Source organism: Bradyrhizobium sp. SK17 (assembly GCF_002831585.1).
Taxonomy (GTDB): domain Bacteria; phylum Pseudomonadota; class Alphaproteobacteria; order Rhizobiales; family Xanthobacteraceae; genus Bradyrhizobium.
In genome coordinates, this window is sequence record NZ_CP025113.1 from 2,884,773 (window position 1) to 2,898,427 (window position 13,655).

A 13,655-nucleotide genomic window follows, 5' to 3' on the forward strand; every position below is an offset into this window, starting at 1 on the left:
CCCAACAAACATCACGGGGTCTGCACGATGTCTCTCTCTCTCGATCGCGAAACAAAGCCAGCGTCACTTATCCTGCTGCGTCCGGAAGCGCTTGCCGCGCCGGAAGCCGCGCCGCCGATGCAGGTGATCCGCCGCAACGGCACGGTGTCGAGATTCGACGCCAGCAAGATCTCGGTGGCGATGACCAAAGCGTTCCTGGCGGTCGAGGGGCACACCGCCGCCGCGTCGCGCCGGGTGCATGAGATCGTCGAGCAGCTCACCGCCGAGGTCGTCACCGCGCTGTCGCGGCGCATGAGCGAGGGCCGCACCTTCCACATCGAGGACGTGCAGGACCAGGTCGAGCTTGCGCTGATGCGCAGCGAGCACCACAAGGTGGCGCGGGCCTATGTGCTGTATCGCGACGAACGCACCAGGCAGCGTGCCGAGCAGGACGCGGCAAAGGCTGTTGCCAAGCCCGCGGCCGGTCCGACCATTCACGTCACGCTGCCCAATGGCAGCAAGGTGCCGCTCGACCACGCGCGGCTGGCGCTGATCATCAACGAGGCCTGCGCCGGCCTCGACGGCGTCGATGCGGCGCCCGTGGTCGCCGAGACCCAGCGCAACATCTATGACGGCATCAGCCAGGATGAGCTGGCGCTCGCCTCCGTGATGGCCGCCCGCACCCTGGTGGAGCAGGAGCCGAACTACACCTATGTCAGCGCGCGCCTGTTGCTCGACAAGCTGCGCACCGAGGTGCTGTCCTATGTGCTTGAGGTGCCGACCAGCGCCTCGCAGGCCGACATGGCAAGCCGCTATGCCGAGTACTTCCCGGCCTATATCAAGACCGGGATCAAGACCGAACTGCTCGACGCCGAACTCGGCCGCTTCGACCTGGCGCGGCTCGCCGCGGCGCTGAAGCCCGAGCGCGATCTGTCGTTCCAATTCCTCGGCTTGCAAACGCTGTACGACCGTTATTTCCTGCATGTCCGCGGCAACCGCATCGAGCTGCCGCAGGCGTTCTTCATGCGCGTCGCGATGGGCCTGGCGCTGCGTGAGATCGACCGCGAGGGTCGCGCGATCGAGTTCTACAATCTGTTGTCGTCGTTCGACTTCATGGCCTCGACGCCGACATTGTTCAATTCCGGCACCCAGCGGCCGCAGCTCTCGTCGTGCTTCCTGACCACCGTGGCCGACGATCTCGACGGCATCTTCAAGTCGGTCAAGGACAACGCGCTGCTGGCGAAATATTCCGGCGGGCTCGGCAATGACTGGACCCGCGTCCGCGGGCTCGGCGCGCACATCAAGGGCACCAATGGCGAGAGCCAGGGCGTGGTGCCGTTCCTCAAGGTCGCCAACGATACCGCGATCGCGGTCAACCAGGGCGGCAAGCGCAAGGGCGCGGTCTGCGCCTATCTCGAGACCTGGCATGTCGACATCGAGGAATTCCTCGATCTGCGCAAGAACACCGGCGACGACCGCCGCCGCACCCACGACATGAACACCGCGAACTGGGTGCCGGATCTGTTCATGCAGCGCGTCGAGGCCGACGGCGAATGGACGCTGTTCTCACCTGACGAGACGCCGGATTTGCACGATCTCTACGGCAAGCCGTTCGCCGAGCGCTACGCCCATTACGAGGCCAAGGCCGCGCGCGGCGAGATGCGGGTGTTCAAGCAGATTCGCGCCGTCGATCTCTGGCGCAAGATGCTGACCATGCTGTTCGAGACCGGTCATCCCTGGATCACCTTCAAGGACCCGTGCAATCTGCGCTCGCCGCAGCGCCATGCCGGCGTGATCCATTCCTCGAACCTCTGCACCGAGATCACGCTCAACACCTCGGACGACGAGACCGCGGTGTGCAATCTGGGCTCGATCAACCTCGCCAACCACATTCAGGACGGCAAGCTCGACGACGCCAGGCTGAAGGCGACGGTGACGACCGCGATGCGGATGCTCGACAACGTCATCGACATCAATTTCTACACCATCCCGGAGGCGCGCCGCTCCAATCTGCGGCATCGCCCGGTCGGTCTCGGCCTGATGGGCTTCCAGGATGCGCTGCATGCGCTGCGGATCGCGGTGGCGTCGGACGCGGCGGTTGCCTTCGCCGACCTCAGCATGGAGGCGATCTCCTACCATGCGATCTGGGCCTCCAGCGATCTCGCCGCCGAGCGCGGCCGCTATCCCTCGTTCGAGGGCTCGCTGTGGAGCCAGGGCATCCTGCCGATCGATTCGATCGACTTCGTTGCCGACGCCCGCGGCGGTGTCGCGATGGATCGCGCCTCGACCCGTGACTGGCCGACGCTGCGCGCCCGCGTCACGTCGGTCGGCATGCGCAACTCCAACGTGATGGCGATCGCGCCGACGGCGACGATCTCCAACATCTGCGGCGTCGCGCAGTCGATCGAGCCCGCCTACCAGAATCTCTATGTCAAATCCAACATGTCCGGCGACTTCACGGTGGTGAACGACTATCTGGTGCGCGACCTCAAGGCGCGCGGGCTGTGGGACGAGGTGATGGTCAACGACCTCAAATATTTCGACGGCAGCGTCGGCTCGATCGACCGCATCCCGGACGATCTCAAGGCGCTCTACGCGACCGCGTTCGAGATCGACTCAAGCTGGCTGCTCGAGGCCGCGGCGCGGCGGCAGAAGTGGATCGACCAGGCGCAGTCGCTCAACCTCTATATCGCCAATCCTTCCGGCAAGAAGCTCGATGCGCTGTATCGTCTGGCCTGGTCGCTGGGACTGAAGACCACCTACTACCTGCGTTCGCGCAGCGCGACCCATGTCGAGAAGTCGACGCTGAAGGGCACCGACGGCAAGCTCAACGCGGTGTCGTCGGTGGCGCTGGCATCACCGGCGCCGGATTTGTCGGGTGCGATCGCCTGCTCGATCGACAATCCCGACTGCGAAGCCTGCCAGTAAGAAGGATCAAAAAACATGCTCGACTGGTCAGAGACCACAGCCACCGCCAAGAAGGCACCGCCACCTGTCATGGCTGTGTCTGCCGCATCGACCGAGGCCGCCGGCCTCGGCACCATCGACCGCCATGGCGGCCGCGTCTCGGTCGACGAGAAGCGGATGATCAACTGCCGCGCCGACGTCAACCAGCTGCTGCCGCTGAAATACAAATGGGCGTGGGAGAAATACCTCGCCGGCTGCAACAATCACTGGATGCCGACCGAGGTCTCGATGCAGGCCGACATCGCGCTGTGGAAGTCGCGCGACGGTCTCACCGAGGACGAGCGCCGCGCCATCAAGCGAAATCTCGGCTTCTTCGCGGCGTCGGAAAGCCTGGTCGCCAACAACATCGTGCTGGCGATCTACCGCCATCTCACCAACCCGGAGTGCCGGCAATATCTGTTGCGCCAGGCTTTCGAGGAAGCGGTGCATACCCACACCTTCCAGTACATCGTCGAAAGCCTCGGCCTCGATGAGGGCGAGCTGTTCAACATGTACCGCGAGGTGCCGTCGATCACCGACAAGGCGGCATGGGCGATCAAGCACACCCAGCATCTCGACGATCCCGACTTCAAGACCGGCACGCCGGCTGCCGACCAGGCGTTCCTGCGCGACCTCGTCGCGTTCTACGTGATCTTCGAGGGCATGTGGTTCTACACCGGCTTCGCGCAGATCCTGTCGCTCGGCCGCCGCAACAAGATGGTCGGGATCGCGGAGCAGTATCAGTACATCCTGCGCGACGAGAGCATTCACCTGAACTTCGGCATCGACGTCATCAACCAGATCAAGATCGAGAATCCGCACCTGTGGACGTCGGCGTTCCAGGACGAGATCCGCGGCATGATCCGCGAGGCGGCCGAGCTCGAGGCCGCTTACGGTCGCGATACGATGCCGCGCGGCTTCCTCGGGCTGAATGCCGTGCTGTGCGAGCAGTACATGCACTTCATCGCCAACCGGCGCTGCGCCCAGATCGGGCTGACGCCGGTGTTCGCGGAAGCCGAGAACCCGTTCCCATGGATGTCGGAAGCGATGGACCTGAAGAAGGAGAAGAACTTCTTCGAGACCCGCGTGATCGAATACCAGAACGGCGGCGCGCTGAGCTGGGATTGAGCGCATCGGCGCCCGTCATTCGGTAACTTGCCAGCGGGCCACGCAATGCGCGGCCCGCTTCATTTTCGTGAGTTAACGCCGGCGCGCCTTACTTCGTGGTGTAGCCTCCATTGACCAGGATGGTCTGGCCGGTCATCCACCAGCCCTCCGACACCAGCAGGCGAATCCACGGCACGATGTCCTTGATGTCGGTGAGGCCGGTCTTCGAGAAGCCGGACAGCGCCGCGGCCGATTTGTGATAGGCGACCGCATCGGCGCCCTCGGCCGGATAGAAGAACGGCGTGTCCATCGGGCCCGGTCCGATCGCGGTGACCGAGATGCCGCGCGCGCCGAACTCCTTCGATGCGGCGCGGGTGAAATGCTCGACCGGCGCCTTGGTGCCGGCATAGGCCGCGTAGTATGGCGTGTAGGCGCCGAGCAGCGATGTCACCAGCGTGCAGATCTTGCCGTTGTCGTTGACGTGGCGACCGGCCTCTTTGAGAAAGAAGAACGCCGTCTTGGCGTTGACCGCGCTCATCGCGTCATATTCGGCTTCGGAGATCTCGACCATCGGCTTCTTCAGCACCTTGCCGACGGTGTTGATCGCGATGTCGGGACGCCCGACTGCGGCAACCGCATCGGTGAACAGCTTCGCCATCGCGCCGGCGGCCGTGAGGTCAGCCTGCAAGGCAACCGCCTTGGCGCCCGCGGCCTGCACCGCCGCCACCGTCGCGTCGGCATCGGCCTCGGTCGCGGCGCTGTTGTAGTGGATCGCGATCGCCTTGGCGCCATGGGCGGCGAGATCGCGCGCGATCAGGCCGCCGAGATTCTTGGCGCCGCCGGCGATGATGACGGTCTTGTCCTTGATGCTGTGGTCGGTCATTGGCGTTTCGCCTCTCCGGATGGTGCGGCCACGCCCTGCGGCCGCTTTCTGGAGAGGACGATATCGTCTAGGATTGGCAGATAAAGCTACCAATTCTGACCTCACTTGTCAGAAATTGCGAACAATTGGAGCCGATTCTGGACCGTATCGATCTTTTCCGCATCTTCGCCCGCGTCGTCGAATGTTCGAGCTTCACGCGGGCGGCCGACACGCTTGGCGTGCCGCGCTCGTCGGTTTCGTCGGCGGTGGCGGAGCTGGAGCAACGCGTCGGCGCACGGCTGCTGCATCGCACGACGCGCAAGGTATCTCCGACCCATGACGGCGCGGCGTTCTACGAACGGTGCCTGCGCCTCGTCGCCGATGTCGAGGATGCCGAAACGCTGTTCCGTCAGGCCGCGGCCGAACCATCAGGCCGGCTCCGGGTCGACGTGCCGGGGAGGATCGGGCGCCTGATCATCGCGCCGGCGCTGCCGGCTTTCCTCGATCGCCATCCGCAGATCGAGATCGATCTCGGCGTCACCGACCGTGCCATCAACCTGATCGAGGATAGCGCCGACTGCGTCGTGCGCGTCGGCGCGCTCGGCGATTCCGCACTGATCGCGCGACCGCTCGGCAATCTGACGCTGATCAATGTCGCAAGCCCGGCCTACCTCGCCCGCCACGGCTCGCCGCGAATACCTGACGAGCTCGCCGCGCATTGGGCGGTCAACTACGCCTCACCATCAACCGGCCGCATCGAGCAATGGGAGTGGTGCGAGCAGGGCGCCTCGCGTACGACAGCGGTGCGCGGCCGCGTCACGGTCAACAGCGCCGAGGCTTATATCGCCTGCTGCCTCGCCGGTCTCGGCCTTATCCAGATTCCGGCCTACGACGTGAAGCGGCATCTCGATGCCGGCGAGCTCGTCGAGGTGATGCCGCATCACCGCGCAGCGCCGATGCCGATGACCCTGCTGTATCCGCATCGCCAGCATTTGTCGCGGCGGTTGCAGGTGTTCGCGGATTGGCTGACGGCGCTGTTGAAGGAGAAGCTGCGCGTCGCGGGCTGAGCGGATTTCCCGTCAGGCTTCTCCGCGATGGCCGCGCAGAAGCCACGGCACGTCATCGCCCGCGGTTGCCGGCGCGGGTCGCGGCCGCCGTTCTCGCACGAGCCGGCTCGACCTTGGGTTGGAAGAACAAGCGGGGCGCCACCGAGACCAGTCCGAAGGTCATTCCGAGGAATGCCAGGAACGTATCGAGATAATTGAACTCCATTTGAGTTGCCTCCATTCGGCTTGCACAGACTTGGCGAGGTGCTTGGGCCCGGTGCAATGCGTTCGATGGACCAGATATGGTCCGATACATTACTCGGTGCAATATAAACATTGATCTCGGAGCAATACTTTCAATGCTCCGGGTTTAGGCCGCGATCCGGCCCCGCTGGCGCGGATCCGCGTGCCGCTGTTCGATGGCGTTGACGGAGTTTTCGAAGGCTTTTTCCAGGACGCCGCTGCCGATCGTGCGCAGCACGAGGCCGAGGATCCGTCCTTTGGCGTTCTTGCCGTCGCGCACCACGACCACGTCGATGTCGGTGGTGCCATCGGGCCGACGCGTGAAGCTGTAGGTGTGGCCCGATCTGCCACCCCAGACGTTGGAGTCGGTCGTGGTCAAGACGACGTGATCGGGGTTCGACCAATCGTAGTGCAGCCGCTCCCAGATGCCGTTCGAGCCCTCCGTCACGTCCGCGTGCGACGGGCCGCGATCATGCACCTTGAGATGGGCATCGGCGCTGTTGCTGAACAGCCTGGAGCGGCCCGGCCCGAAATCGGTGAGACCGGCGACGTATTGCTCGGGCGTCAACCAGGTCGTCCGGTGAAGGTGGATCGTGGACATCGTTGGCTCCTGCACGGGTGATGGAACGGTGCTGACGCTGCGCGGCTCAGTCGTAGAGCGCGTGCGACTTGCGAACCGTCAGGCTGTCGCCGGTGCGGCTGATCTCCACTGCACCGGCCTGTGTCGGCGTCGAGAGCAGCGCACGCTGACCCGGCGCCAGTACCGACACGAAACGCACCGGCGTGCCGGCCGTGCCCTGCGCGAGCGTGGTCACGACGCGATATCCGTCCGGTTCGACCGTGTAGTAGGCGACGCCGGAGAGGTCGCCGAGATGGATGCTTTGGGCCTCGAACGGCTTCAGCCCATCCGCGTGCGCGGTTCCCCATGAGGCCAGGGTGAAGGCGGCGGCGAGAATTGTACTGCGGATCGACATGGGATCCTCCTTTGGCTCGGGTCTCAGAACTTGGGTGGCGGGCAATGCCGCCGGCTCCCTTGCCGAAGCAGATGGTCAGGCTATGATCATCGATCAAACAGATGAGATTGATAGTGGTCATCGATACCGTCAATTTAGGTCGCGTCGACCTGAACCTGCTCGTTCACCTCGACGCGCTGTTGACCGAGCGGAGCGTGACACGGGCGGCGGCGCGCGTTGGGATCGGCCAATCCGCGATGAGCCACAACCTCGCTCGCCTACGCGAACTGCTCGATGACGAGCTGCTGACGCGGGCGGCCGACGGCATGCGCCTGACCCCGCGCGCGGTGACCTTGCTCGAGCCGGTGCGGATGGCGCTCGCGCAGGTCGAGGCGGTGCTCCGGCGCGAGCAGACCTTCGATCCGGCCACGGCGGTGCGAACCTTCAGGCTCGGCCTGTCGGACAGCATGGAAATCCTGATCATGCCGCGCCTGCTGGCCCGCATGCGCGAGATCGCGCCCGGCATTCACCTGCGGCTTTACAATGTCGATACGTCCCGCTTGCTCGATGACCTCGACGCCGACGAATTCGATCTCGCGCTGTCCTATGGGCCGATCCAGCAGGGGCAATTGCACCACAAGCAGCGCGTGCTGTTCACCGAGAGCTTCCTTTGCATGTTCAATGCCGAGAAGACCGGCGTCACGCCGCCGATCTCGCTCCAGGATTACATCCGGCTTCCGCACGTGCTGACCAGCCTGCGGCCGGGGCGCAGCGTGCGGGGCTTCGTCGACGATGCCCTCGACGAACTCGGCCTGCATCGCACCGTCGTGCTGACCACGCCGCGTTTCCTCACCGTGCCGTATCTGGTGGCGCAAGCGCCTGTCATCGTCACCATGGGCGCGCGGCTGGCGCGTCGTTTCGCCGCCGATCTCGGGCTCAGCCTCAGTCCGCCACCGGTGAAGGTCAAGGACGTCACCGTGTCACTGCTGTGGCATGCGTCCTACGATCACGATCCGGCTCACGTCTGGTTGCGCGACCAGCTGGTCAAGCTGGTCGCCGAACTGTGAGCCGCGCACTTTCGCCTCGGCGAAGCGTGCTCGCGGGCTTCTGCGCGATGCCGGCATGGACGCCGCGGCGCGGGCTCGCTTGATATCAAGACCGAATGGTCTATATTTACGCGATGAGCCGTCAAACCCCTGTGCAGCTGCCCCGTGGCCGCCCGAGAAGTTTCGACACGGAGGCCGCCGTCGAGCGCGCGATGAATGTGTTCTGGACGCGCGGCTACCACGCCACCGCGCTGCCGGACCTGCTTCGCGCGACGAAGCTGTCGCGCGGCAGCCTCTACGCAGCGTTCGGTGACAAGCATTCGTTGTTCTTGCTCGCGCTCGATCGCTACATCGCCGATGCCCACACACGGATGGATCTCGAACTCGATCCGCGCCGGGATCCGGTCGAGGGCCTGCGGGCCTACCTTGCCGGCTACGTTGACCGCAACAGCGGTGCCAACGGTCGACGCGGATGCCTGCTGGTCGCCACAGCCATGGAACTGGCTGGCCGCGATGCCGACGTCGATCGTCGCATCGGGCGCTTTTTCAAAGACATGGAGGCGCGGGTGGCTGGTGCACTCTCCCGGGCGAAAGCCGCGGGCAAGTTGGCCGATGGCGTCGAGCCTTCGAGTGCGGCCCGAATTCTCGTCTGTTTCGTCGAGGGCCTGCGGGTGGTTGGCAAAACGGCACCGACGCGGATCATTTCGCAAGCCACCGTCGACGCCTTTCTCGAGCGATTCATCAGGTAAAGCAACCCATCGACGCCTGTCTTGTCGGCGCGCCGATATATGGACCGATCGGTCTTGAAAGAAGAAAGCCATGTCTGCCATCCAGATCATCTGCGCCGTGCTCGTTCCCTTGCTCTGGGGCTATCAGTTCGTGGCCATCAAGGTGGGCGTCATGGAGTTTCCACCGCTGTTCTTCCTCGCGCTGCGCTTCCTGGCCATCGCGCTATTGCTTGTTCCGTTCGTCAAGAGGCCGACACGCCAACAGCTCGGCCCTGTCGCCGCCATTTCGGTTTTCCTTGGCGGACTGAACTTCGGGCTGTTCTACGTTGGCCTTGGACTCGGCTCGGGGAGCATTTCGGCCGTCGCCTATCAACTCGCTCCGCCCTTCACCGTCCTGTTGGCCTGGCCACTGCTCGCGGAGCGGCCGTCGCTCACCACGTCCGCCGGCGTGGTGCTCGCCTTCGGCGGGGTGGTCGTGCTGGCAGCGGGGCCCGGCCTATCGGCCAACGCGCTTCCGCTGCTGCTCGTGATCGGGGCAGCCTTCGCGTTCGCGGTGTCCAACGTCTTGACGAAACGCTACGGCCCTTTTGATCCCTTGATGTTGATGGGGTGGTTCTCGCTGCTTACGGTGCCGCAGGTGATGTTGATGTCGTTGCTCCTCGAACATGGACAAGTCGCGAGCCTGGTCACGGCGGATCAACGAGGTTGGCTCGCGCTTGCCTACACGATCTTCATCGGAGGGATTGTCGGATTTGGGCTTTGGTTCTGGCTGATCGGTCGATGCTCGATGGGCCGCGTTGCACCGTTCGGCCTGCTGATTCCGGTGTTCGCCCTGATTTCGAGCGTGCTGTTCCTTGGCGACCGCATGACCCCGAAGTTGATCGTCGGCGGACTGCTCGCAATTTCCGGCGTCGCCATGACGCAGGCGAGACCGGGGACGCGGTCAGCGTGAATCCGGAAGTCGCGTCTTGGCGACCTCCGGATTTGGATTCTTCGGCGATCAGCCGTCAGAACTTCTGCGTGATGCCGGCATAGACGCCGCGGCGCGGGCCGTATTGCGGCGCGAACACGCCGATGCCGGAGCCGTCGCGGATCTGGTAGACGGTGTCGAACAGGTTGACGACGTCGAGGCGCAGCGTGGTCGGCTTGTTCGGCGCGACCAGATAGAAGTCGTGCGAGACGCCGAGATTGACCTGCGTGTAGGGCGGCACGGTGCCGATATTGGCGAAGCCGTCGCGCAGGCCCGAGCCGTAGATCAGCGACGCGCTAAACTTGGTGTCGTGCCATTGATACCAGCCGCCGACCGATGCGGTCAGGGTCTGGGCATGGTCGGTGTTGACGTAGTTGTTGGCGATATAGGCCAGTTCGTCCGGATCGAACAGATACTGGTTCGACACCACGTTGGTCGCGATCTGCTTGGCGATGGCGACGTTGGCGTAGAGGTGCAGGTTTTCGTGGTTGTAGTTCGCGGTCAGTTCGACGCCCTGGTTGATGCCCCGCGCGTAGTTGAACGCGGTCAGGACATAGGCCTGGCCGAACTGACCGTCGTCGAGCAGGTCGGTCGCGATCTTGTAATAGGCATCCATGCCGACCTCGAGGCCGGGGATCGCATAGACTTTTTGGGTGACGCCGGCATCGAATACGTGGGACCGCTCAGGCAGCACGGGATCGTTGGCGGTGACGCCGGGCTGTGCAGTCGTGTTCTGCACCAGTGAAAGATTGGTCGGCGCCGCCAGCACCTGCTCGGGCGGCGTGAAGTTGCGTGCATAGCCGGCATGGAAGATCGTGCCGTCGTAAGGCTTCCAGGTCAGGCTGACCCGGGGGCTGAGCTGGTTGGCATCGACGTATTGCCACATCTGGTCGAAGCGCAGCCCGGCGCTGAGCGTCAGCTGGTTGGTGATCTTCCATTCGTCGGCGATATAGGTGGAGAACAGATAGCCGGTCTTGGCGCTGGAATCGAACACCGAGAACGGCGCGTCGACCGGATTGCCGGTGGCGTCGAGCGGCAGCACGGTCGAGCCGTTGTTGACCAGCGAGCGCTCGGCGCTGAAGGCCACGCCGAACTTCAGGGTGTGCGCGAAGCCCAGCTTGTAGGCGGTATCCTCCTGGATTCCGTTGATGAAACTCTGGCGGTACACGTCGGACGCGACCCCGTTGAAGACCAGATCGCCGATCGGATCGGGCGTAAAGTGCAGCTGGCTGTAGCGGTTGAAATAGGCGATCTGGTAGTCGAGCCCGTCGGCCGATTTTTGATAGGCCACGACGTTGAACTGGTTGAACTCCTTCTGCCGCTCGTTAAGCAGCGCGGAATCGAAATTCGAGATGCCATAGGCAGTGAACGCCGGTGGCTGGCCCGGATTGTTGGGGATCTGGTAGGCGCCGTTGGAGACGCCGCCGATATAGGTCAGCCGGCTGGTCGGATCGATCGCGGTCGAGACGTAGGCAAAGCCCTTCTCCTGGTCCGTCCGGTCATGGATCGCGTTGTATGCCGGTGTCGGGTTTTCGATGCCGACATTGCTGCCGAAATAGCGTCCCGAGACGTAGTATTGGGTCTGCCCGATCGTGCCGCCATAGTCGACGCTGGTGGTGAAGTTGCCGTGGCTGCCGCCATAGACGCTGACGCTGCCGGAGTTGTTGAAGGCGTCGGCCTTGGTCTGGATGTCGAGCACGCCGGCGGTACGCAGGCCGTATTGCGCGGGAAGGGCGCCGGTGATCAGCGCCATGCTGCCGACGATGCCAGTGTCGACAATCTGGCCGAAGGCGCCGACGCCGTCCGGCAGCATGATGCCGTTGATGCGGTATTGCAGATTGGCGTGCTCGTTGCGCACATGCAACTCGCCGCTCGCGGCCGAGTCCTGCGAGACCCCCGGAGCTTGCAGCAGTGCCTTGTCGAGCGTGGTGTTGGTGCCCTGCGGCAGCGACTCCAGGAACTGCTGGCTCATCTGGTAGCTGTTGGCGCCGGTCGGCGCCAGTAGCGCGGCGCGCGCCTGGTCGAGCCGTTCGTTCTGGCCTGCGATTCCTCGCGCACGAGCCTGTTCGGCGGATTCCGGCGTGGCCGATACTGCACCGGCTCTGCGCGCGCGGTGCCCGTTCCCCGCTGCAACCCGTGTCTTCGGCTTTCTCGGTCCCGTCGGCGCGTGATGGCCCTGCGGCGCCGTCACCGTGATGTCCGGAAGTTCGGTGTTTGGCGTCGTGGTCTGCGCGAACGCCGCGCTCCCGCAGACCAGGAGTGAAGCCGTGCTCACGGTGACGTGTCGTCTGATGTGTCCTGCCATGTTGTTTCCGATCTCATCAAGCCGCGATCCGAATCCATCCGAAGAGGACGCGGCCGAGCTCGCCGTCGATGCGCGACGGCCAGATTCCCATTGCTCAAACGCCCGCCGGATTGCGGCCGCGTTCGACGTTCTTTTGCGGGGAGATCAGGAAATCGGAGGTGCGCGCGGCTGAAAGTGAAGCCGGCCGGTTTCGGTCGGGGCGGCGTAGCTGGCAAGGTGCCAGCTAAGCAGACTGACCGCATCCGGCAACTGCAACGGAGGCAGGGCCGGTGCCGGCACCGCCGTGTTGACCATCGCAACGACGGCGCAGATGGCGCAAAGGTCTGTGGCCTGATCGGAGTCCGGATTTGATCGCTGCTCACCGCGCGAGGCACTCTCGACATGCGCAACGAGCGTGGCGGCGGTTCCGATCGAGGCCTGCGACGCGCGCGCCGCTGCAATGGCATGAAAATGCCCGAACGACAGCACGGACTGGATCGCCAGCGCCAACAGCGCCAGCCGAGCCCCCTGCCTGATGTTCGAGCGAAACCAGTTCATGACAATGCCATTCCGCGCCGGCCCGGATCAGCGGTGGCGCGAAGCCGGTAGCCTCCATGCGGCGCAATGCCGCACAGTTTCGAAAACGCCCTAGCCTGTCAATCGACATTGCTGGAGCGAGCACTGAATTTCCGAGCAACGGGCGATTTTGCAACACCGCCGGCACATGCCTGCGCCAGCCTCGTAGCTAAGCAAAAGTTCATGCAACTGGCGTTGCGGCGCACCGTTGAATCAAAATCGAGGCCATAATTGAAAGGAGCAAGACGATGCGCTCGAACACATTACTTGCAGGAGCGGCAGTGGCCGCGCTTGCCGTTGTCAGCACGGCGGCCTGGGCCGCCGAGACTGCTGCCCCGTCCACGCCGTCAAACCTGCGGAGCAATCTCACCCAGATGCTGCGCAACTCGGGCTATACCGACATCCGCGTGGCTCCCTCATCCTTTGTCGTCCGCGCCACGGACGACAACGGCAATCCCGTCGTGATGTCGATCAGTCCTGACCAGTTCACGGAAGTGACCGCGTTCGGCGCGACGCCTCGGCACGCCACCAACCAGGGCGCGGCGGATTCGGGCGCCGCGAACAACGATGCCAATTTCGTCAACGTGCCCGCCAGCGATGACTTCGGCTCGAAGGTCATCGGGCTCGGGATCTACAACAACGACAACAAGGACATCGGTACGATCAAGGACATCGCGCTGAGTCCGAACGGTCATGAGGCCGCCTACATCGTTTCGGTCGGAGGCTTCCTCGGGATCGGCGGCCATGACGTGGCGGTCGACCCGTCCGCGGTGAAGGTCACCTACAACGCCAGCGACAAGACCTGGCACGCCAGCATGAATGCGTCGGCCGACCAGCTCAGGAAGGGGCCGGCGTTCAAATATTCGACGTCCTGGAGCAGCGGCAGGATCTGATGCGCTGCGCCGGGCCGGCCAC

The 13,655-nt window shown here is 64.2% G+C and carries 13 protein-coding genes; 7 read left to right on the forward strand and 6 right to left on the reverse strand.

Annotation, left to right across the window (positions count from 1 at the left end; genetic code table 11):
- Nucleotides 1–27 precede the first annotated feature (27 nt).
- Both CWS35_RS13430 and CWS35_RS13435 read left to right on the forward strand, forming a co-directional pair.
- A complete protein-coding gene (locus CWS35_RS13430) occupies nt 28–2,907 on the forward strand; it encodes a ribonucleoside-diphosphate reductase subunit alpha (protein WP_100952165.1) in 2,880 nt (959 codons plus the stop codon).
- Nucleotides 2,908–2,922: 15 nt separating this feature from the next.
- Nucleotides 2,923–4,053, forward strand: coding sequence for a ribonucleotide-diphosphate reductase subunit beta (locus CWS35_RS13435; RefSeq protein ID WP_100952166.1), 1,131 nt, complete (start codon nt 2,923–2,925; stop codon nt 4,051–4,053).
- An 88-nt stretch (nt 4,054–4,141) separates the two neighbouring features.
- Here CWS35_RS13435 and CWS35_RS13440 read toward each other — a convergent pair whose 3' ends face one another.
- On the reverse strand, nt 4,142–4,915 hold the full coding sequence (locus CWS35_RS13440; protein WP_100952167.1) for an SDR family oxidoreductase: 774 nt from the start codon (nt 4,913–4,915) through the stop codon (nt 4,142–4,144).
- Nucleotides 4,916–5,052: 137 nt separating this feature from the next.
- On the opposite strand from CWS35_RS13440, the gene CWS35_RS13445 reads away from it, so the two are divergent.
- Nucleotides 5,053–5,961 (forward strand): LysR family transcriptional regulator, encoded by a 909-nt coding sequence (locus CWS35_RS13445; protein WP_024580272.1) that lies wholly within the window; start codon nt 5,053–5,055, stop codon nt 5,959–5,961.
- Nucleotides 5,962–6,013: 52 nt separating this feature from the next.
- On the opposite strand, the gene CWS35_RS38975 is transcribed toward CWS35_RS13445, so the two are convergent.
- The 3 genes from CWS35_RS38975 to CWS35_RS13455 form a co-directional block, all read right to left on the reverse strand.
- Nucleotides 6,014–6,166, reverse strand: coding sequence for a hypothetical protein (locus tag CWS35_RS38975; protein WP_157817140.1), 153 nt, complete (start codon nt 6,164–6,166; stop codon nt 6,014–6,016).
- A 144-nt stretch (nt 6,167–6,310) separates the two neighbouring features.
- A complete protein-coding gene (locus tag CWS35_RS13450; protein ID WP_100952168.1) occupies nt 6,311–6,784 on the reverse strand; it encodes a hypothetical protein in 474 nt (157 codons plus the stop codon).
- Nucleotides 6,785–6,830: 46 nt separating this feature from the next.
- Nucleotides 6,831–7,157, reverse strand: a complete 327-nt coding sequence (locus CWS35_RS13455; RefSeq protein WP_024580274.1) for a hypothetical protein — start codon at nt 7,155–7,157, stop codon at nt 6,831–6,833.
- Between the two features lie 101 nt (nt 7,158–7,258).
- On the opposite strand from CWS35_RS13455, the gene CWS35_RS13460 reads away from it, so the two are divergent.
- From CWS35_RS13460 to CWS35_RS13470, 3 genes are all read left to right on the forward strand, one after another.
- A complete protein-coding gene (locus CWS35_RS13460) occupies nt 7,259–8,203 on the forward strand; it encodes a LysR family transcriptional regulator (RefSeq protein ID WP_245438952.1) in 945 nt (314 codons plus the stop codon).
- Nucleotides 8,204–8,316: 113 nt separating this feature from the next.
- Complete coding sequence (locus tag CWS35_RS13465; protein ID WP_210202821.1) at nt 8,317–8,931, forward strand: TetR/AcrR family transcriptional regulator; 615 nt, start codon at nt 8,317–8,319, stop codon at nt 8,929–8,931.
- Between the two features lie 70 nt (nt 8,932–9,001).
- Nucleotides 9,002–9,862: a DMT family transporter gene (locus CWS35_RS13470; protein ID WP_100952171.1), complete on the forward strand. Its 861-nt coding sequence runs from the start codon at nt 9,002–9,004 to the stop codon at nt 9,860–9,862.
- Between the two features lie 55 nt (nt 9,863–9,917).
- Here CWS35_RS13470 and CWS35_RS13475 read toward each other — a convergent pair whose 3' ends face one another.
- Nucleotides 9,918–12,155 carry a TonB-dependent receptor gene (locus CWS35_RS13475; RefSeq protein WP_245438954.1) on the reverse strand — a complete coding sequence of 746 codons (2,238 nt, stop codon included), beginning with the start codon at nt 12,153–12,155 and terminating at the stop codon, nt 9,918–9,920.
- Nucleotides 12,156–12,329: 174 nt separating this feature from the next.
- Complete coding sequence (locus CWS35_RS13480; protein WP_100952173.1) at nt 12,330–12,722, reverse strand: DUF2946 family protein; 393 nt, start codon at nt 12,720–12,722, stop codon at nt 12,330–12,332.
- Nucleotides 12,723–12,988: 266 nt separating this feature from the next.
- Between CWS35_RS13480 and CWS35_RS13485 the strand changes: the two genes are divergently transcribed.
- Nucleotides 12,989–13,633 (forward strand): PRC-barrel domain-containing protein, encoded by a 645-nt coding sequence (locus CWS35_RS13485; RefSeq protein WP_100952174.1) that lies wholly within the window; start codon nt 12,989–12,991, stop codon nt 13,631–13,633.
- The last annotated feature ends 22 nt before the right edge of the window (nt 13,634–13,655 follow it).